Source organism: Microbacterium sp. GXF0217 (assembly GCF_054798195.1).
Window position 1 is genome coordinate 422,872 of record NZ_JBSJZG010000001.1, and the last position, 19,245, is coordinate 442,116.

Sequence of the window (19,245 nt, forward strand, 5' to 3'; positions counted from 1 at the left end):
GCACCCATGAAGATCCTGTCGATCCAGTCCGCCGTCGCCTACGGCCACGTCGGCAACTCCGCGGCCGTGTTCCCCCTGCAGCGCATCGGCGTCGATGTGCTGCCGGTGTACACGGTGAACTTCTCCAACCACACCGGGTACGGCTCCTGGCGCGGGCCGCTCATCGATCCGTCCGACGTCCGCGACGTCATCACCGGCATCGAGGAGCGGGGCGCCTTCGCCCACGTCGACGCCGTGCTGAGCGGATACCAGGGCGGCGAGGGCATCGGAGAGGTCATCATCGACGCCGTCGCTCGCGTGAAGACAGCCAACCCGGCCGCGTTGTACGCGTGCGACCCGGTGATGGGCAATGCCAAGAGCGGATGCTTCGTCGCGCCGGCGATCCCCGAGCTGCTGCGCGAGAAGGTCGTCCCCGTCGCGGACATCATCACGCCCAACCAGTTCGAGCTCGGCTTCCTCACCGGGACCGAGCCGTCGACGCTCGAGTCCACGCTCGCGTCGGTCGACGCGGCGCGTGCTATGGGACCGTCGATCGTGCTGGTGACGAGCGTCGAGCGCCCCGATCGCGCCGAGGGCACGATCGAGATGCTCGCGGTGGACGACCAGGGCGCCTGGCTGGTCGCCACGCCGCACCTGCCGATGAAGGCGAACGGCTCTGGCGATGTCACGGCAGCGCTGTTCACTGCGCACTACGTCGCCACGAAGGACGCGAAGCTCGCGCTCGAGCGGACCGTGTCGAGTGTCTTCGACCTGCTTCAGGCGACCTTGGATTCGGGCGATCGCGAGCTGCAGCTCATCGAGTCGCAGGAGTACTACGCGAACCCCCGCATGCAGTTCACCGCAGAACAGGTCCGCTGACGGTCAGCCCTCCGGCCACGCGGCGGCGACGGCGTGCCGCACCTCGCCGAGCAGCTGCGGCAGAGCCTTCGTCTTCGCGATGATCGGGAAGAAGTTCGCGTCGGAGTTCCACCGAGGAACGATGTGCTGGTGCAGGTGCGCGTCGATGCCGGCCCCGGCGACGGCTCCCTGGTTCATCCCCAGGTTGAACCCGTGGCAGTTCGACACCTCGCGCAGAACGCGCATGCCGATCTGCGTGAGCGCCCCGATCTCGGCGACCTCCTCCGGCGTCGCCTGATCGTACGTGGCGATGTGCCGGTACGGGCAGACGAGCAGATGACCAGAGTTGTACGGGAACAGGTTCAGCAGCACGTAGGACGTTCGACCTCTGGCGACGATGAGGCGCTCCTCGTCCGCGTGCTTCGGGGCCTCGCAGAACGGGCATTCCTCGCGCAGCGGCTCCGGACCGGCCTGGATGTAGGCCATCCGATGCGGAGTCCACAGCCGCTGGAACTCGTCGGGGACGCCGGCGAGGTGTGCGGCGTCCTCGGGGAACACCGCCGCACCGGATGCCGGGTCCTGGCCGGTCACGCCAGATCCCCTGCCTTCAGCACGAGTGTGTGCCCCTCGATCGCCGTGCGGATCCGGGCGACCGCATCCGCGATGGGCACGCCGTTCTCCTGGGTGCCGTCACGGAAGCGGAACGAGACGGTGCCCGCCGCGCTGTCCTGCTCCCCCGCGATGAGGATGAGCGGCACCTTGGCCGTGGTGTGATTGCGGATCTTCTTCTGCATCCGATCATCCGAATGATCGACCTCGGCCCGGACGCCGACCGAGCGCAGCTGGCCGACGACCTCCTCGAGATAGCCGGCGTACTGCTCGGCGACGGGGACCGCGACGACCTGCGCCGGCGCGAGCCAGAGCGGGAAATCGCCGGCGTAGTGCTCGAGCAGGATCGCGAAGAACCGCTCGACCGAGCCGAGCAGCGCGCGGTGGATCATCACCGGACGATGCTTCTGCCCGTCGGATCCGGTGTACTCCAGCTCGAAGCGCTCCGGCTGGTTGAAGTCCAGCTGAATGGTCGACATCTGCCAGGTGCGCCCGATCGCGTCGCGCGCCTGCACCGAGATCTTGGGGCCGTAGAACGCGGCCCCTCCGGGGTCTGCGACGAGTTCCAGACCGGATGCTTCGGCCACTTCGCGCAGCGTGTCGATGGCTTCGGTCCACTGCTCGGGGGCACCGAGGAACTTCGGGTTGCCCTCCTCGTTCGTCGACAGCTCGAGGTAGAAGTCGTTCAGCCCGTAGTCGCGCAGCAGCTCGAGGACGAGGTTGAGGTTGGTGGTGAGCTCTTCCTTCACCTGCTCCTGGGCGACGTAGATGTGCGCGTCGTCCTGAGTCAGTCCGCGCACGCGGGTGAGGCCGGAGAGCGTGCCGCTCTTCTCGTAGCGGTACACGGTGCCGAACTCGGCCAACCGCAGTGGCAGCTCGCGGTACGAGCGCCCGCGCGAACGGTAGATGAGGTTGTGGAACGGGCAGTTCATCGGCTTCAGGTAGTAGTCCTGGCCCTGACGGGTGACGTTGCCGTCCTCATCGCGCAGCTCGTCGAGGTGCATCGGCGGGAACATCCCGTCGGCATACGTCTGCAGGTGCCCCGAAGTCTGGAACAGATCCTTCTTCGTGATGTGCGGGCTGTTGACCACGTCGTACCCGTTGCGCAGCAGGTGGCGACGGAGGTTCTCCTCGATCTCGTATCGGATGATTCCGCCTTTGGGGTGGAACACCGCCAGCCCCGATCCGATCTCGTCCGGGAACGAGAACAGGTCCATCTCCGCGCCGAGCTTGCGGTGATCGCGGCGCTCGGCTTCGGCCAGACGCTCCTGGTAGGCCCGCAGCTCGTCCTTAGACGGCCATGCGGTGCCGTAGATGCGCTGCAGCTGCGGGTTCTTCTCACTGCCGCGCCAGTAGGCGGCGGCGACGCGGGTCAGATCCCAGCCGTTGCCGACCATTCGGGTGCTCGGCACGTGCGGACCCCGGCAGAGATCCTTCCAGGCGGTCTCGCCGTCACGCGTGACGTTGTCGTAAATCGTGAGCTCGCCGGCTCCGACCTCCACGGAGGCGCCCTCAGCGGCATCCGCACCGGATCCGGGCCCTCCGGCGAGATCGATCAGCTCGAGCTTGAACGGCTCGTTCGACAGCTCGGCCCGCGCCTCATCTGCCGACACGACGCGGCGAGTGAAGCGCTGGCCCTCGCGGACGATCCGCTGCATCTCCTTGGAGACGGCTTTCAGGTCTTCGGGCGTGAACGGCGTCTCGGTGCCGAAGTCGTAGTAGAAGCCATCGGTGATGAACGGGCCGATGCCGAGGTTCGCCTCGGGGCGCAGGCGCTGGACGGCCTGCGCGAGCACGTGCGCGGTGGAGTGGCGCAGGATGTTCAGGCCATCGGGGCTGTCGATCGTCACCGGTTCGACCTCGTCGGCATCGGTCACGGTCGCTGCGAGATCCTTGAGCGTGCCGTTGACGCGCATGGCGACGACGGATCGGTCGGTGAACAGGGCGAAGCCGTCTTGCGGCTGGGCGTTTTCAGGCACAGAACACTCCATCTGGGTCGTGTTCAAGATTACTCGCCGTATTGACCCTCGTTGCGCGTCGCGGTTGACTGCCGCCATGGATACGGATGCCCCGCAGACGCGCACCTCGCTCGCGGCGGACTTCGACAGACTCGGCCTGCGGGCCGGACAGACCCTGCTCGTGCACAGCTCGTTGCGCTCCCTCGGCTGGGTGTGCGGCGGCAGCCAGACTGTCGTCGAAGCCCTGCTCGACGTGCTGGGTACCGAGGGCACGATCGTCGTACCGACCCAGACGAACGACAACTCCGACCCCGATGGTTGGGCGCACCCACCTGTTCCGGCGTCCTGGTGGCCGATCATCCGCGACGAGATGCCCGCGTTCGACCCCGCGATCACGCCGAGTCGCGGCATGGGAGCCATCGCCGAGCAGGTGCGCACGTGGCCGGCGGCGGAGCGCAGCGTCCATCCACAGACCTCGTTCGCCGCGGTCGGCGCTCAGTCGGGGAGTCTCGTAACCCGGCATCCGCTCGAGTGCTCCCTGGGGCCGGACTCGCCCTTGGGCGCGTTGGAGCGTGCTGATGCGGTCGTCCTGCTGCTCGGCGTCGGATACGGCAGCTGCACGGCGTTCCACCTCGCCGAGTACCGACAGGACGCGCCGCCGATGGAGCGCGTCAGCGCCGCGACGCGTGATGCACGAGGGGTGCGAACGTGGCAGACGTGGGCCGACGTCGCGCTCGATGACGACGACTTCGAGGCGATCGGCGCCGCTTTCGACCGCACGGGTGCGGTCAGCTCGGGAATGGTCGGTGCGGCGGATGCTCGGCTGCTTCCGATGTCGGATGCCGTCGCTCACGCCGCCGATTGGATGGCTGAGAACCGAGGCTGATCGGTCTTCGTGTGCGATGCGTTCCGGCCCGCCGCTGGTCCGTCGCGTGCGCTCAGACCTGCGCGTCGGCGATGGGGTCCGACTCGCGACGTCGTCGTCGCCAGGCTGTCAGCAGCAGCACCGCGCCCAGCACCCCCAGGCCGATGTTGACGGTGAGATAGCGGACGCCGTCTGCGCTGGCCGATCCGACGGCCGACCACGAGGTCACGGATCCGACGACCGCGAGCATGAGCGAGAGCAGTCCCCCGCCGATCAATGCCGGCCGCTCGGCCCGCACGGCATCCGAAGTCTGCGGCTCTACCGCGTCGGTGTCGATCGTCATCGTGATACGGCGTGGTCGCGTGCTCCGCGTCGCGTGCTGCGCACCGCCTGCACCGTCGCCAGCACCGCGCCGACGACTCCGCAGCCGAGCAGGACGTATCCGATCATCAGGCCTTCGCTGACCATGTCGCTCCGTTCGTGGGTGTACTCACCCAGCCTTGCGGAGATGTGCGCGGCTGTCTGTAGGCCGAAAGGGGGACGAGTTTCCCGCCGGTCGCACGTCGGCGGCGCTGGACGACCCGCTCTTCCCGGAAACGCAAAAACCCCCGGAGATCCGGGGGTTTTATCTGTGCGCGATACTGGGATCGAACCAGTGACCTCTTCCGTGTCAGGGAAGCGCGCTACCGCTGCGCCAATCGCGCCCGTTCGGGCTATTCAGTTGTGCAGAGAGGTGGCGACGGGATTCGAACCCGTGTAAACGGCTTTGCAGGCCGGTGCCTAGCCTCTCGGCCACGCCACCAGGAGGTGGATTCGAACCCACATGCCGAAACTCCCGAAGGAGTCCCTGCACTCGAGCGGATGACGAGACTCGAACTCGCGACCCCAACCTTGGCAAGGTTGTGCGCTACCAACTGCGCTACATCCGCGTTGTGTTCCGGCTGACCGGGCACTTGTAAAACAATAGCCGACGTTCTGCGCGACGCCAAACCGACACGGGATCTCGGGTGTGTCCGATCAAATGGTCAAGATGCCCCTGCGGCGTCCGGTAGTATCGGTTCTCGACCACACAGGTCATGGGCGATTGGCGCAGTTGGTAGCGCGCTTCCTTCACACGGAAGAGGTCGTCGGTTCGAGTCCGGCATCGCCCACCACCGCAATCATTCAGCAGGCCGATTCATCTCGGCGTATCCCGAGCGATACGACGGATGCTGCAGTTCTCCGATCCAGCCGCGCAGGCGCGTCCCGTCGAGGATGTGGCCGCTCGCGAGTCCCGTTCCCTCGTCGTGCGGGACGGGCAGACCCAGCATCGTCGCGACGTACTCCAGCACCTCCCCCAGTTGTGCAGGGTGTCCGTCGACGGCGTGCAGCAGCGAGGGCGCCTCCTGTGCGCGCAGAAGAACCGCAAGCGCCGACACCAGGTCATCCTGGTGGATGCGATTCGTCCATCGAGAGTGATCCGCAGGAGTCTGCGCGCGGACTCGGCGCAGCATGAACTCGCGCCCGGGGCCGTAGATCCCGGCAGGGCGCAGGATGGTCGCGCCAAAGAAATCGACCGCCGCGCGTTCGCCCTCGATCAGCCGGTGCGAGCGGTCGGACACCGCGATCGGTTCATCGTCCTCGGTCAGAACACGATGGGGACCGGCGCCTTCGAAGACGGCCGTGGAGGAGACGAAGACTGTGCGAGCGGGACTGCTCGGCAGCGCGGCGGCGATGTTCGAGAGCGCGGTCCGGTAACTGCTGCGGGAATCGCCAGGCGGCAACGTGACGAGCATCGAATCGATGGACGGAAGCCGCTCGATCGCATACGACACATCCGCGGTGATGCCCTCGACACCGGGCGGCAGGTCGACTGCTGTTCGGCGCAGGGCGTACAGCAGCTCGGCATCCGCACTGAGCAGTGACGCGACCCGACGCCCGAGCTTGCCGTAACCGACCAGCAAGGTGCGTCCGAGAGGACGTTCCGACGCGGTCTCGACCATCAGGACTCCGTTTCGCTTGCTTTCCCATTGTGGGTCACCCTGCGCGGGCGCGACGCGCTTTCGATCCTCCCGGCGAAGCGACCGCGCCATAGACATAATGGTTGCGCGACCACCACCCCGACGAAGGGATCACAATGACGACATTCACCGCTTGGAAGTTCGAGACCGTTGAGGGAGCCGAGAACGCCACTGCTGTTCTGCGCGAGGCTGCCAGCGAGGGCCTCATCAAGATCGAGGACTACGCGGTCATCGAGTGGGAGCCCGGTGCCGACCGTCCGAAGGTCAAGTACGAGAATCGCGACGAAGCGCGCAGCGCCGGCTGGGGCGCGCTCCTCGGCGTCCTGATCGGCGCCCTGTTCTTCCTGCCCCTGATCGGGGCCGCGGCGGGAGCCGCCATCGGCGTGCTGGCGAAGAAGATGGATGCCGTCGGCATCACCAAGGACCAGCTCGACACCATCGGCAAGGCAGTCATCCCCGGGACGTCGGCGCTGTTCGTCGTGAATCACGACAGCGACCGCGACCGCCTCGCCGAGCGCTTCCACGGCCTGAACGGCACGCTCATCGCCAGCAACCTCGTGTCCGGCGAGGAGGACGAGGTGCGTCGCGCTTTCGAGGACTGAGCGCATTTCGCACACGTGCTGCCACGGCGCCTCCCCCTTCGCAGGGGCGAGGCGCCGTGTCACTGTGGCGGCATGAGGAACCTGCTCCACGATGATTCGCTCTTCCTCCTCCTGCGCGGTTACGACTTCGCGGAACGGATCTGGGAGCGCGTCTCCCCCGGTTCCCGCGCGGCGCCCATGCGGCTCCTCGGCGATGATGCGCTGCTCGTGCGCGGCGCCGAGGGTGTTCGCCTGTTCTACGACGAGACAGCCATCGCTCGGCAGGGAGCGATGCCTCGCATCGTCCAGGAGACTCTCTTCGGTCATGGATCCGTGCACGGCCTCGACGGCGACCAGCAGCACCATCGCAAGTCCGCTTTCGTCGCAGCCGCGTACGAGGACGCCCAGGCCGCCAGGCTCGCACCTCTTCTCGAACAGGAATGGCAGAGGGAACTGACGGCCTGGATCGGAGGCGGTCGACGCTCCGCCTACGAGTGTCGAACTGCAGAACAGCATCCGTCCGATGGTCGCCGTCGCCCGCTTCACCGCCTTCGCCGGCCTTCGTCTGCACACTCATCCGCAGTGGCGGGCCCGTATCGCTGAGGAGAGCGCCGCGCGCGGTGCGCTCACCGGCGGACCCATCGCGACCGCATTCGCGCAGGAGATCCGCCGCACAGCGCCGTTCGTACCGATGCTTCCGGGGCGCGCGGTGGCCGATGTCGAACTCGACGGTCAGCGGGTCTCCGAGGGCGGTCGCGTCGTGCTGGACATCCTGGGGACGAATCTCGACGCGGCATCGTGGGCCGACGCGCAGCGGTTCGCGCCAGAGCGATTCATCGGGCAGGACGACTACGAGGCGATCGAGGAGTTCATCCCACACGGAGGCGGGTCCGTCCCCATCGGGCACCGCTGCCCGGGGGAAAAACTCGCGATCGCCGGACTCGCCACGGCAGTTTCGGCCTTGAGCGACTCGCGGGTGACCATTCTGGGCGCGCGACTCGACGTGAACCGTCGACGCCTGCCGACGATGCCCGCGTCGGGAGCGCTTGTCCGCGCGACGCGCGGCGCAACACGCTGCCCAGCGCATCGTTGATGCGACGGCCTGCGGCGCTCCGCCGCTGGTCGATGCTTGCATCTGCCGCCGAGTGGGTGGTGAGGTGAACGGCCGCAGAGGCGATCGGCCGATCAACCCCCGAAGCGCTTCGTTCGCGGTGTTCGAGTCCCGCAGCGCTGCCTCCTGCCCCGCCTTCGGCGAGGTAGGCGAGACGATGCAGCGTCTCGGCGTTCCGCCAACGCAGCAATGCGGTGGACAGAGCCGCAGGCAAGAGTGTCGCCGGTCCGCGAACCGGCCGCTCGGTGATCCGGACAAGGCACCCCGTCGTGTCGTCGATGAGGAGCGGCCACATGCCTATACCGAACGCTCCCTTCGTCTCGGCGTTCCGCCAACGCAGCAATGCGGTGGCGGCTCGCGCCGCATAGGGGTTGCTCAGCACGTCGCCTCGCGTCGCACCGGGTCGCACGGATCAGCTCGCCAGCCACCCGTACCTGTGCGCGAGCGCCGACGTCACGCGTCGATAGCGTTCCCTGTCCAGGATGGCCGCCTCGCGACGCATCCCCTGATGGTGCACGCTGTACAGTTCCTCGATGTCGACCCACGACTCTCGGCCTTCGCGATCCCATGATCCCGATCCAATCGAGAGGTAGTCGCGGCGCCCGTCGTGCGGCTTGCTCGTCATACGGACCGCGTAGACGCGATCCGTCGACTGAGGGCCGAGCACGAGTACAGGGCGATCCTTGCCGCGCCCGTCGTTCTCGTCGTACGGCACCCAGGTCCAGATGATCTCCCCGGCATCCGGAGCACCGTCCAGCGCAGGGGAATACGCGAGCGTCAGCCGCCGGATACTGCTCGGATCCACGCGCGTGGTCTGTCGCCCCTTCGCCTGCCCCGGAACAGGAACAGCCGTACGTCCCGGCCCCTTCGCAGGAGTCCGGGACGTACGGCTGGTCAGAACATCGATCACCGTTGCGGCGATCCGGGTGAAAAGGCTTCGAGACGAACTCACCCCGTCACCCTATCGACCGATCAGGCGTCGACGAGTGCGTAGCCCTCTTCGCCGTGGACGACCGAGTCGACACCGGCGATCTCGTCCTCGTTGGTGATGCGGAAGCCGATCGTCTTCTCAATCGCGAAGCCGATGATGAACGCGACGACGAACGAGTAGATCAGCACACCGATCGCGGCGATCGCCTGGACGGCCAGCTGGCGGAAGTCGCCTCCGACGAAGAGTCCGGTTCCGGTGGCGAAGAAGCCGAGGTACAGGGTGCCGAACAGGCCACCGACGAGGTGGATGCCGACGACGTCGAGCGAGTCGTCGAAGCCGAGGCGGAACTTCAGCTCGACGGCCAGCGCGCAGAGGATTCCGGCGAGAGCGCCGAGCAGGAGCGACCATCCGGGCGTCAGCGCGGCGCAGGCCGGGGTGATGGCGACGAGACCTGCGACCGCACCGGAGGCGGCGCCGACCGAAGTCGCCTTGCCGTCCTTGATGCGCTCGATGAGGATCCAGCCGAGGATGGCCGCAGCGGTGGCGCCCAGCGTGTTCAGACCGATCAGGCCGACGCCGCCCATGTCCTCCGCGAGCCACTCGGCACCGGCGTTGAAGCCGAACCAGCCGAACCAGAGCAGGGCCGCACCCAGCAGGGTGAGCGGCACGTTGTGCGGCTTGAGGATGCCCTTCTGGAAGCCGATGCGCTTGCCGAGCACGAGCGCGAGCGCCAGGGCAGCCGCGCCGGCGTTGATGTGCACCGCGGTGCCACCGGCGTAGTCGATCACGGCGATACCGCTGTCCTCACCGAACATGGTGGCGCCGAGGTTCATGATCCAGCCGCCGCCCCATACCCAGGCGGCGATCGGGAAGTAGCCGACCGTGGCGAAGATGCCGGCGAAGATCAGCCAGCTGCCGAACTTGGCGCGGTCCGCGATCGCACCCGAGATCAGCGCGATGGTGATGATCGCGAACGTGGCGCCGTAGGCGACGCCGATGAGCGCGACGTTCGAGCCCTCACCGGAAGCCAGGCCGCCCAGACCGAAATCGGCGAAGGGGTTGCCGGCGAACGCCGTCGGAGAATCGACGGCGCTCATCGAGAAGCCGAAGAGAATCCACAGCACGGCGACGAGTCCGATCGAGCCGAAGCTCATCATCATCATGCTGACGACGCTCTTGGCCTTCACGAGACCGCCGTAGAAGAACGCGACGCCTGGCGTCATCAGCAGGACCAGCGCCGTCGCGGTAATACCCCACGAGATGTTGCCGGGAGCATCCATAGGAAAACCTCACATCCGAAGTAATTGAGAGCTTCAGTGTGGCGAGGCCCGATTTCGGAAATGCGTGTGATTTGTTTCGCCGCGGTTACACCAGGGCTTTGTCCGTGAACATCGCGTTACGCAGACCTGCGCGCTCACACAGAATGCGTGAGCGCGTTGAGTCGGGAGATGGCCCTCAGATACTTCTTGCGGTAGCCGCCGGCCAGCATCTCCTCGGAGAAGACGGCATCCAGAGCCCGCCCCGTCGCCGCGATCGGGATCTGCGCGTCGTAGACGCGATCGACGAAGGCGACGAACCGCAGCGCCTCGGACTGGTCCGTCAGTTCGCGGACGCCGCGCAGGCCGATCAGGTCGACGCCGTCGATCAGGCGGATGTAGCGCGACGGGTGCACGCGCGCCAAGTGCCGGATCAGTTCGTCGAACTCGTCGTCGGATGCCGCGCCCGCCGCCGTCGCAGCATCCACCCGCACGCCGTAGGCCGCATCGTCCAGCACGATCGCGTGCCCGTCGATTGCGCGCTGACGGAAGTCGACGCCGTCGATGCGCAGCGTCTGGAAGCTGTCCGACATCTGGTGGATCTCGCGCAGGAAGTCCTGCGCGGCGAACCGCCCCTCGCCCAGTGCGTTCGGCGGCGTGTTCGAGGTAGCGGCGAGGCGCGTGCCCGAGATGACCAGCTCGCCCAGCAGGCGGGTCATCACCATGGTGTCGCCCGGATCATCCAGCTCGAACTCGTCGATGCAAAGCAGATCGGCGCCGCGGAGCAGATCGACGGTGTTCTTGTATCCGAGCGCTCCGACGAGTGCGGTGTACTCGATGAACGAGCCGAAGTACTTCCGTCTCGCCGGCATGGCGTGATAGATCGACGCGAGCAGGTGGGTCTTGCCGACGCCGAAGCCGCCGTCGAGGTAGAAGCCCGGCTTGAGGTCCGGTTCCTTCGGCGCCCGTCGGAAGAACCCACCGCGCTTCACTGCTGCCGTGCGCCCCGCGAATCGCTGCAGCAGGTCCTTGGCCTGCTCCTGCGACGGATACTCCGGATCGGCGCGGTAGCTCTCGAACGTCGCGTCGTCGAACTGCGGCGGCGGAACGAGCCCGGCGAGCATCTCGGGACCCGTGACCACGGGCTGCCGGTCGGAGAGGCGCACGGTGCCGGCGCGGGGCGTCGATTCGGTCATGAGGTCCTGTGTCGGAGTCTTACGGATCGGGCGCCGGGCGCACCGAATGGATCTATCGTCGAAGGGGACGGCACAACACTACGCCGTCGACGCCTGAGCCTTCGCTCGCACACCATCGAGGAGCGCGCTGTGACCATCGAGTTCGACACCACATCTGAGAAGTTCGCCGAGTACGCGGAACCGGGACGCCTCGTCACGACAGAGTGGCTCGCCGCGCACCTCGGCTCCCCTGGTCTCGTCGTCGTGGAGTCCGACGAGGACGTGCTCCTGTACGAGACCGGGCACATCCCCGGCGCGGTGAAGGTCGACTGGCACACCGAGCTCAACGATCCGGTGGTCCGCGATTACGTCGACGGGGAAGGCTTCGCGACACTGCTCAGTCGCAAGGGCATCTCCCGCTCGGACACGGTCGTCATCTACGGCGACAAGAACAACTGGTGGGCGGCGTACGCCCTGTGGGTCTTCTCCCTGTTCGGCCACGAGGACGTGCGCTTGCTGGACGGCGGACGCGACCGGTGGATCGCCGAGGGACGCGAACTGACAACGGAAGCGAGTGCTGCGGCGCCGACCGAGTACCCGGTGGTCGAGCGCGACGACACGATCCTGCGCGCGTACAAGGACGACGTGCTCGCCCACATCGGCAAGCCGCTCATCGACGTGCGCTCCCCCGAGGAGTACAGCGGAGAGCGCACGAGCGCGCCCGCCTATCCGGAGGAGGGCGCGTTGCGCGCCGGCCACATCCCGACGGCGCAGAGCGTGCCATGGGCCAGGGCTGTTGCCGAGGACGGCGGCTTCCGCACCCGGGCAGAGCTCGACGCCATCTACCGCGGCGACGCTGGACTGCAGGACGGCGACGAGGTCGTCGCGTACTGCCGCATCGGCGAGCGTTCCAGCCACACCTGGTTCGTCCTCAAGCACCTGCTCGGTTTCGACAACGTGCGCAACTACGACGGTTCATGGACCGAGTGGGGCAGTGCCGTCCGCGTGCCGATCGCGACCGGTGCCGAGCCTGGATCGATCTGACCGTGGGAGAATGTCGGGGATGAGCACTACGCACGTTCCCGCCACTCTCGCCGAATTCCGCGACGACTTCCTGGCGCTCGACGAATCCGAGCGGCTGCAGCTGCTGCTGGAGTTCTCGAACGAACTGCCGCCGGTGTCCGCCGAGGTCGCCGCACACCCCGAGATGACGGAACGCGTCGCCGAGTGCCAATCCCCCGTCTACATCCATGTCGAGGTGCACGACGATGTGGTCACGATGCACGCCACCGCGCCGCCGGAGGCGCCGACCACACGTGGCTTCGCCAGCATCCTGACGCAGGGGATCACGGGCCTGACGGCCGATGAGGTCCTGGCGATCCCGGACGACTACCCTCAATCGATCGGGCTGACCCGCGTCGTCTCTCCCCTGCGGATCTCCGGGATGACCGGGATGCTGCTGCGCGCGAAGAACCAGGTCAGGCAGAAGCGCTGAAGCTCTGCGTTGCGACCCATTCCGTGATCGCGCCCGTCCAGCCGGTCTGATCGTAGTTCCAGAGCTTGGTGTGCCTGGCTCCGGCGAAATGCGGCATCGTCACGATGTCCGGCCGCGCTTGGGCGAGAGCGTGCGACGCATCAGCGGGAACGAAGCCGTCGTCGTCGCTGTGCAGGATGAGGATGGGGATGTCGAGCTCCTCTGCTCTCGCGAGCATGTCGAGCCGGTCGAAGGAGATCGCCTCGTCCGCACCGCCCCACCGCGCCGTCACCGGTGAGGACAGCACGGTCATCGCCAACTCGGGCAGAGGATCGCGAACACCCTGCTCGCGTGCCTGGAACCGCAGCACCGAGCGCCAGTCGATCACGGGCGACTCGAGCACGAGGCCGATGACCGCCGCACGGTGCTCGGAGGAGACCACGGTCTGCAGCGCGATCGCCCCACCCATGGACCATCCCATCAGGAGGATCCGTCGCGCTCCGTGTCGCAGCGCGTACTCGATCGCGCCGTCGACGTCGCGCCACTCGGATGCCCCCAGCGCATACGCGCCGCCCTGCGTGCGGGGCGCCTCGCCGTCGTTGCGATAGGACACGACGAGGTTCGCCATGCCCAACGAGTGGAAGATCGGGACCGCACGCAGGCACTCGGCCCTGTTGCCGCCCCGCCCGTGGATCTGGATGACCCAGACGTCGGATGCCGGGGCATCCGGAGCCGCCGGGAACAGCCAGGCGGGGCACGGTCCGCTCGGCGACCCGACCAGCACGTTCTCCCACCGCAGATGCAGTTCGCGGGGCGAGCTGTAATACCAGCCGCTGAACGCCGCCACCCGATCAATGCGCGCGCCGGGGTCGATCTGCGTGAGCAGCTTGCGACGCACGCTCGCAGCATCCGCGCTCAGCACCGCACCGAGCTTCACGTAGCCGTACGTGCCGGTCGTGAAGAGCCCATAGCGGCCCGGGAGCTCGGTGTCGAGCGTGCGGCTCAGTTCGATGGTCTGCGCGCCGGTGTCGACCGCGAGGATCTCGGTGTCCATCCCGCGCTTCTCGGGCGTGACGACACGTCGGGCGACGGCGAGCACGAGCAGGCCGCCCGCCGTGACCAGAGCGAGCAGGGTGAGGACGAGGGCCGTGACGGCGTGCCTGATACTCTTCATCGCCTCCTGACTCTAGCCTGTCAGCGTGGACGCACATTCCGATGCCGGGGCGCGCTTCGAGCATGCCGCAGCCGAACTGCGTGAGACGCGATTCCGCTCGGACATCACCGTGCGCGAGATCCCCTCTCCGCAGGGCCTCGCCCCGTTCTCGATCGCGTTCGCGGCCGACGTCCGCCCGGACGATCACGGCGACTCGATCTACGGAACCGCTCGGTTCGTCCTGCTGCACGATCCGGATGCTCCGGATGCGTGGTCCGGCCAATGGCGCATCGTCGCGTTCGCCCAGGCTCCCCTGGAACCCGAGATCGGCACGGACCCTCTGCTTGCCGACGTGACCTGGTCCTGGCTCGTGGATGCGCTCGAGTCTCGGGATGCCGTGTACCACTCGGCATCCGGGACCTCGACCAAGACGCTGTCCAAAGGCTTCGGCGGCCTGGCGTCCGAGGGCGACGGAGCCCAGATAGAACTGCGCGCGTCGTGGACGCCGGAGGGCAGTCTGCGCCCGCATGTGGAAGCATGGGCAGAGCTGGTGGGGATGCTCGCCGGGCTTCCGCCCGGTTCTGAGGACATCGCCGTGTTCGGTGCGCGAAAGGCGGCCCGTGACTGAGTATTCCGTGATCGATGATCGGGATGAGTTCGAGCGCGCGTGCGCGCAGCTGGCCGCAGGCTCAGGGCCCGCGGCGGTCGATGTGGAGCGGGCCTCGGGATTCCGCTATTCGCAGCGCGCGTATCTGGTGCAGGTCTACCGGCGGGATGCCGGAGTGTTCCTGTTCGATCCTCCGGCGATCGGCGATTTTCGTGCCCTCCAGGAGGCCATCGGCGACGAGGAGTGGGTGCTGCACGCGGCCAGCCAGGATCTGCCGTCGCTGCGCGAACTGGCGCTCGAGCCGGCGTCCCTGTTCGACACGGAACTCGTGTCCCGACTCCTCGGACACGAGCACGTCGGCCTCGCCGCCGTCGTCGAAGACACGCTGGGCATCACGCTGAAGAAGGAGCATTCTGCCGCGGACTGGTCGACCAGGCCGCTCCCGGACGCGTGGCTCGACTATGCGGCCCTCGACGTGCTGCATCTCGTCGACGTCCGCGACGTGCTCGCGGCCGAGATCGTCGCTCAGGACAAGGTCGAGATCGCCGCCGAAGAGTTCGCGGCGACGCTCACGCGCGTGCCGAAGCCGCCGCGGACCGAGCCCTGGCGCCGTCTGAGCGGCCTGCACCGCGTGCGCGGAGCGCGCAACCTCGCCATCGCCCGAGCGCTCTGGGAAGCGCGCGAGCAGTACGCCCAGGAGCAGGATGTCTCCCCCGGCCGGCTCGTCCCGGACCGTTCGCTCATCGCCGCTGTCCTGACCATGCCGTCCAACAAGCACGCCCTCGCCTCGCTGTCCGATTTCACCGGGCGCGCAAGTCGCACCCAGCTGGATCGCTGGTGGAGCGCGATCGAAGCGGGGCGAACGACCGCCGACCTGCCGAAGGAGCGCGTCCCCAGCGACACGCTGCCTCCGCCGCGGGCCTGGAGCGACCGCAACCCGGAGGCCGATGCGCGCTTGAAAGCGGCGCGCCCCGTCATCGAAGCCCGCGCGGTGGAGATGACCATGCCGACGGAGAACCTCCTGACACCGGATCACCTGCGTCGTGTCGCGTGGGAGCCGCCGGTGCCGGCGACCGCGGAGACCATCGGCACCGCGCTCGAAGAGCTCGGCGCGCGGCCCTGGCAGATTGCGGAGACTGCACAGAGGATCGCGGATGCCTTTGTAGAAGCCGCGCAATCGCCCGGAGTGGCCGAGGAAGCCGGTTCGTAGAGTCGGTCCAACCGATTCCCTCCCGTCCACCCCCACTCCTAGGCTGAGGTCATACCCAACCCAGGAGGCAGAGTGGCCGAGATCTCGGACGTCTTCTTCGTCGATGGAGTGCGCACCCCGTTCGGGCGCGCCGGCGAAAAAGGCATGTACTGGAACACCCGCGCAGACGACCTCGCCGTCAAGGCGACGATCGGTCTGATGGAGCGCAACGGCTCCGTCCCGGCGGATCGCATCGATGACGTGGCGATCGCCGCGACATCCCAGACCGGCGACCAGGGCCTCACGCTCGGACGCTCTGTTGCGATCCTCGCCGGGTTGCCGCAGACCGTCCCCGGTCTCGCCGTCGAGCGCATGTGCGCGGGCGCCATGACGAGCGTGACCACGATGGCGGCATCCATCGGCGTCGGCATGTACGACTTCGCCCTCGCCGGCGGCGTCGAGCACATGGGGCACCACCCGATCGGCGGCAACGCCGATCCGAACCCTCGGTTCGTCGCGGAGAAGATGGTCGACCCCGGCGCACTCAACATGGGCGTCACGGCCGAGCGCATCTTCGACCGCTTCCCGCACCTGACCAAGGAGCGCTCCGACCGCTACGGGATGCTGAGCCAGCACAAGGTGCAGGCCGCCTATGACGCCGGCAGGATCCAGCCCGACCTCGTATCCGTCGCGATCAAGGGAGCGGATGGCGCCTGGGGCCTGGCCACCGAGGACGAGGGCCGTCGCCCCCAGACCACGATGGAGGACCTCGCGAGCCTGAAGACCCCGTTCCGTCCACACGGACGCGTGACCGCCGGCACGTCCTCTCCTCTGACCGACGGGGCCACGATGTCGCTGCTGGCCGGCGGTGGCGCCGTGAAGGAGTTCGGTCTGCGTCCGAAGATGAAGCTGGTCTCGTTCGCGTTCGCGGGGGTGCAGCCCGAGATCATGGGCATCGGACCGATCCCGTCCACCGAGAAGGCGCTCAAGAAGGCCGGGCTCACCATCTCGGACATCGGCCTGTTCGAACTGAACGAGGCGTTCGCCATCCAGGTGATCTCGCTGCTCGATCACTTCGGCATCGCCGATGACGATCCCCGTGTCAACCAGTGGGGCGGCGCGATCGCGGTCGGCCACCCGCTCGCGGCATCCGGTGTCCGCCTGATGATCCAGCTCGCGGCTCAGTTCGCCGAGCGGCCTGATGTCCGTTACGGCCTCACGGCGATGTGCGTCGGTCTTGGCCAGGGCGGCTCCGTGATCTGGGAGAACCCTTACTACGACGGCAAGAAGAAGCGGAAGTGAGCGAAGGCATGACGAACTACGACGACGTCGACTTCTCCCCGATCCTGGCGCTCACCGACGGCGAAGTCGTCACGCACTCCCCTGTGCGCGACGTCCGGCTCGCCTCGGGCAGGACGCTGGCCCTCATCACGCTCGACAACGGGCGGGATCACACGCGCCCGAACACTCTGGGACCGGCCACGCTCACCCAGCTCGGCGAGACGCTCGCACAGCTGAAGAGCCGGGCAGCGGCCGGAGAGATCCAAGCGGTCGGCATCACCGGCAAGCAGTACATCATGGCCGCCGGCGCCGATCTCTCCGACATCAGCAAGGTCGGGTCGAAGGACAACGCGCGCCTGATCGCGCAACTCGGGCACAAGGTCCTCGGCTCGCTCGGCGAGCTCGGCGTGCCGTCCTTCGCCTTCGTGAACGGCCTCGCGCTCGGCGGTGGCCTCGAGATCGCGCTGAACAGCACGTACCGCACGGTGGATGCTTCCGCCGCCGCGGTTGCGCTGCCCGAGGTGTTCCTCGGCATCATCCCCGGCTGGGGCGGCGCCTATCTGCTGCCGAACCTCATCGGCATCGAGAACGCGCTCGAAGTGGTCATCTCGAACCCGCTCAAGCAGAACCGGATGCTGAAGCCGCAGCAGGCGTTCGAGTACGGCATCTTCGACGCGATCTTCCCGGCGGCGACCTACCTGGAGAGCTCGCTCGCCTGGGCGGATGCTGTTCTCACCGGTACGGTCAAGGTCGAGCGGAAGAACGAGCCCGGCAAGCTGGAGCGACTCACGAAGTGGCCGATCGCGATCAAGATGGCCCGCGGAATGCTGGAGTCGAAGATCGGCACCGTTCCGCGGTCGCCCTATGCCGCGCTCGACCTGCTCGACAAGGCACGCGGAGGCACCAAGGCCGAGGGATTCGCCCGTGAGGACGAAGCCCTGGCCGAGCTCGTCACGGGTGACCAGTTCGCGGCATCCATGTACGCCTTCGATCTGGTGCAGAAGCGGGCCAAGCGCCCGGTCGGAGCACCGGACAAGGCGCTCGCGAAGAAGGTGACCAAGGTCGGCATCATCGGCGCCGGTCTCATGGCGAGCCAGTTCGCGCTCCTGTTCGTGCGCAAGCTGCAGGTGCCGGTGCTCATCACCGACATCGACCAGGCCAGAGTCGACAAGGGCGTGGCCTACATCCACGGAGAGATCGACACGCTCGAGGCGAAGGGCCGTCTCGACGCCGACACCGCGAACAAGCTGCGCGCGCTCGTCCACGGCACGGTGGACAAGTCGGAGTACGCGGATGCCGACTTCGTGATCGAAGCCGTCTTCGAAGAGGTCGGCGTCAAGCAGCAGGTGTTCGCCGAGATCGAGAAGATCGTCGCCGAGGACGCGATCCTCGCGACGAACACATCATCGCTGTCGGTGGAGGAGATCGGCGCGAACCTCGCGCATCCCGAGCGACTCGTCGGCTTCCACTTCTTCAACCCGGTCGCGGTCATGCCGCTGATCGAGGTCGTCAAGACGCCGGTGACGAACGAGCAGACGCTGTCGACGGCGTTCGTGGTCGCGAAGGCCCTCGGCAAGAACGCGGTGCTCACCGCGGACGCGCCGGGATTCGTCGTGAACCGGCTCCTCGCCAAGGTCATGGGCGAGGCGGCCAGAGCCGTGTACGAGGGCACACCGGTGCAGGACGTCGAGAAGGCGTTCGCGCCGCTCGGACTGCCTATGGGGCCGTTCCAGCTCATCGATCTGGTCGGCTGGAAGGTCGCAGCTCACGTCCAGGACACCATGGTGCACGCCTTCCCCGACCGTTTCTACGCGAACGAGAACTTCCACGCTCTCGCCGAGCTCGATCAGGTCGTGGAGAAGGACAAGGGCGGTCGCGTGACCGGCTGGACGAAGGCGGCAGAGAAGGCGATCAAGGGCGCCGTCGGGACGACCCCCGCCGACGCCGCCACGATCCTCACCCGGGTGCAGGACGGTCTCGCGCAGGAGATCCGCCTCATGCTCGACGAGAGCGTCGTGCCCGAAGTCGAAGACATCGACCTGTGCCTCATCCTCGGCGCGGGCTGGCCGTTCATCGATGGCGGCGCATCGCCGTATCTCGACCGTGAAGGCGCGTCGGAGCGGGTCTTCGGCGGCGCGTTCCACACGCCGCCGATTCGCGGCATCGCACACCGTTGATCTCAGCGTCGAAGGCGGGACGGTCCTCGTGACCGCCCCGC

The 19,245-nt window shown here is 67.5% G+C and carries 20 protein-coding genes and 4 tRNA genes; 12 read left to right on the forward strand and 12 right to left on the reverse strand.

Features of this window, described 5'->3' with window-relative positions; genetic code table 11:
- The first annotated feature begins 6 nt into the window (after positions 1-6).
- Positions 7-858, forward strand: a complete 852-nt coding sequence (gene pdxY / locus ACWAT3_RS02130) for a pyridoxal kinase PdxY (protein ID WP_460795504.1) — start codon at positions 7-9, stop codon at positions 856-858.
- A gap of 3 nt (positions 859-861) precedes the next feature.
- Here the strand turns inward: pdxY and ACWAT3_RS02135 are convergent, their stop codons facing one another.
- Together ACWAT3_RS02135 and thrS are read right to left on the reverse strand one after the other, a co-directional pair.
- Entirely contained in the window at positions 862-1,428 is a 567-nt protein-coding gene (locus ACWAT3_RS02135; RefSeq protein ID WP_460795506.1) for an HIT family protein, read from the reverse strand.
- Positions 1,425-3,437, reverse strand: coding sequence for a threonine--tRNA ligase (gene thrS / locus ACWAT3_RS02140; protein WP_460795508.1), 2,013 nt, complete (start codon positions 3,435-3,437; stop codon positions 1,425-1,427). Before thrS ends, ACWAT3_RS02135 begins: the two co-directional genes overlap by 4 nt.
- Positions 3,438-3,501: 64 nt before the next feature.
- On the opposite strand from thrS, the gene ACWAT3_RS02145 reads away from it, so the two are divergent.
- Positions 3,502-4,290, forward strand: a complete 789-nt coding sequence (locus ACWAT3_RS02145) for an AAC(3) family N-acetyltransferase (protein WP_460795509.1) — start codon at positions 3,502-3,504, stop codon at positions 4,288-4,290.
- 52 nt (positions 4,291-4,342) lie between these two features.
- Here the strand turns inward: ACWAT3_RS02145 and ACWAT3_RS02150 are convergent, their stop codons facing one another.
- From ACWAT3_RS02150 to ACWAT3_RS02170, 5 genes are all read right to left on the reverse strand, one after another.
- Complete coding sequence (locus tag ACWAT3_RS02150; RefSeq protein ID WP_460795511.1) at positions 4,343-4,612, reverse strand: hypothetical protein; 270 nt, start codon at positions 4,610-4,612, stop codon at positions 4,343-4,345.
- Positions 4,609-4,737, reverse strand: coding sequence for a hypothetical protein (locus tag ACWAT3_RS02155; protein WP_460795512.1), 129 nt, complete (start codon positions 4,735-4,737; stop codon positions 4,609-4,611). Before ACWAT3_RS02155 ends, ACWAT3_RS02150 begins: the two co-directional genes overlap by 4 nt.
- Positions 4,738-4,901: 164 nt before the next feature.
- A tRNA-Val gene (locus tag ACWAT3_RS02160) sits at positions 4,902-4,973 on the reverse strand.
- Positions 4,974-5,000: 27 nt separating this feature from the next.
- Positions 5,001-5,071, reverse strand: a tRNA-Cys gene (locus ACWAT3_RS02165).
- Positions 5,072-5,125: 54 nt separating this feature from the next.
- Positions 5,126-5,198, reverse strand: a tRNA-Gly gene (locus tag ACWAT3_RS02170).
- Positions 5,199-5,347: 149 nt separating this feature from the next.
- Between ACWAT3_RS02170 and ACWAT3_RS02175 the strand changes: the two genes are divergently transcribed.
- A tRNA-Val gene (locus ACWAT3_RS02175) sits at positions 5,348-5,423 on the forward strand.
- Between the two features lie 6 nt (positions 5,424-5,429).
- On the opposite strand, the gene ACWAT3_RS02180 is transcribed toward ACWAT3_RS02175, so the two are convergent.
- Positions 5,430-6,251, reverse strand: a complete 822-nt coding sequence (locus tag ACWAT3_RS02180; RefSeq protein WP_460795514.1) for a Rossmann-fold NAD(P)-binding domain-containing protein — start codon at positions 6,249-6,251, stop codon at positions 5,430-5,432.
- 134 nt (positions 6,252-6,385) lie between these two features.
- Here ACWAT3_RS02180 and ACWAT3_RS02185 point away from each other — a divergent pair, with 134 nt between their 5' ends.
- The 3 genes from ACWAT3_RS02185 (at position 6,386) to ACWAT3_RS02195 (ending at position 7,943) form a co-directional block, all read left to right on the forward strand.
- Entirely contained in the window at positions 6,386-6,871 is a 486-nt protein-coding gene (locus ACWAT3_RS02185; protein ID WP_460795516.1) for a DUF1269 domain-containing protein, read from the forward strand.
- 72 nt (positions 6,872-6,943) lie between these two features.
- On the forward strand, positions 6,944-7,453 hold the full coding sequence (locus ACWAT3_RS02190) for a hypothetical protein (RefSeq protein WP_460795517.1): 510 nt from the start codon (positions 6,944-6,946) through the stop codon (positions 7,451-7,453).
- Positions 7,374-7,943, forward strand: a complete 570-nt coding sequence (locus ACWAT3_RS02195) for a cytochrome P450 (RefSeq protein ID WP_460795519.1) — start codon at positions 7,374-7,376, stop codon at positions 7,941-7,943. The genes ACWAT3_RS02190 and ACWAT3_RS02195 overlap by 80 nt, the downstream gene beginning before the upstream one ends.
- 430 nt (positions 7,944-8,373) lie before the next feature.
- On the opposite strand, the gene ACWAT3_RS02200 is transcribed toward ACWAT3_RS02195, so the two are convergent.
- The 3 genes from ACWAT3_RS02200 to zapE all read right to left on the reverse strand — a co-directional run bounded on the left by ACWAT3_RS02200 (position 8,374) and on the right by zapE (position 11,344).
- A complete protein-coding gene (locus ACWAT3_RS02200) occupies positions 8,374-8,766 on the reverse strand; it encodes a type II toxin-antitoxin system PemK/MazF family toxin (protein WP_460795521.1) in 393 nt (130 codons plus the stop codon).
- Between the two features lie 167 nt (positions 8,767-8,933).
- Positions 8,934-10,172 (reverse strand): ammonium transporter, encoded by a 1,239-nt coding sequence (locus tag ACWAT3_RS02205; protein ID WP_460795523.1) that lies wholly within the window; start codon positions 10,170-10,172, stop codon positions 8,934-8,936.
- Between the two features lie 134 nt (positions 10,173-10,306).
- Positions 10,307-11,344, reverse strand: coding sequence for a cell division protein ZapE (gene zapE / locus ACWAT3_RS02210; protein ID WP_460795525.1), 1,038 nt, complete (start codon positions 11,342-11,344; stop codon positions 10,307-10,309).
- A gap of 129 nt (positions 11,345-11,473) precedes the next feature.
- On the opposite strand from zapE, the gene ACWAT3_RS02215 reads away from it, so the two are divergent.
- Together ACWAT3_RS02215 and ACWAT3_RS02220 are read left to right on the forward strand one after the other, a co-directional pair.
- A complete protein-coding gene (locus ACWAT3_RS02215; protein WP_460795526.1) occupies positions 11,474-12,367 on the forward strand; it encodes a sulfurtransferase in 894 nt (297 codons plus the stop codon).
- Between the two features lie 19 nt (positions 12,368-12,386).
- Positions 12,387-12,818, forward strand: coding sequence for a SufE family protein (locus ACWAT3_RS02220; RefSeq protein WP_460795528.1), 432 nt, complete (start codon positions 12,387-12,389; stop codon positions 12,816-12,818).
- On the opposite strand, the gene ACWAT3_RS02225 is transcribed toward ACWAT3_RS02220, so the two are convergent.
- Positions 12,802-13,971, reverse strand: coding sequence for an alpha/beta hydrolase family protein (locus tag ACWAT3_RS02225; RefSeq protein ID WP_460795530.1), 1,170 nt, complete (start codon positions 13,969-13,971; stop codon positions 12,802-12,804). The genes ACWAT3_RS02220 and ACWAT3_RS02225 overlap by 17 nt on opposite strands.
- Before the next feature lie 25 nt (positions 13,972-13,996).
- Here ACWAT3_RS02225 and ACWAT3_RS02230 point away from each other — a divergent pair, with 25 nt between their 5' ends.
- The 4 genes from ACWAT3_RS02230 (at position 13,997) to ACWAT3_RS02245 (ending at position 19,204) form a co-directional block, all read left to right on the forward strand.
- A complete protein-coding gene (locus ACWAT3_RS02230) occupies positions 13,997-14,578 on the forward strand; it encodes a DUF3000 domain-containing protein (protein WP_460795532.1) in 582 nt (193 codons plus the stop codon).
- On the forward strand, positions 14,571-15,767 hold the full coding sequence (locus ACWAT3_RS02235; protein ID WP_460795533.1) for a ribonuclease D: 1,197 nt from the start codon (positions 14,571-14,573) through the stop codon (positions 15,765-15,767). Before ACWAT3_RS02230 ends, ACWAT3_RS02235 begins: the two co-directional genes overlap by 8 nt.
- A gap of 72 nt (positions 15,768-15,839) precedes the next feature.
- On the forward strand, positions 15,840-17,048 hold the full coding sequence (locus tag ACWAT3_RS02240) for a thiolase family protein (protein WP_460795535.1): 1,209 nt from the start codon (positions 15,840-15,842) through the stop codon (positions 17,046-17,048).
- Positions 17,049-17,056: 8 nt separating this feature from the next.
- Positions 17,057-19,204, forward strand: coding sequence for a 3-hydroxyacyl-CoA dehydrogenase NAD-binding domain-containing protein (locus ACWAT3_RS02245; protein ID WP_460795865.1), 2,148 nt, complete (start codon positions 17,057-17,059; stop codon positions 19,202-19,204).
- The last annotated feature ends 41 nt before the right edge of the window (positions 19,205-19,245 follow it).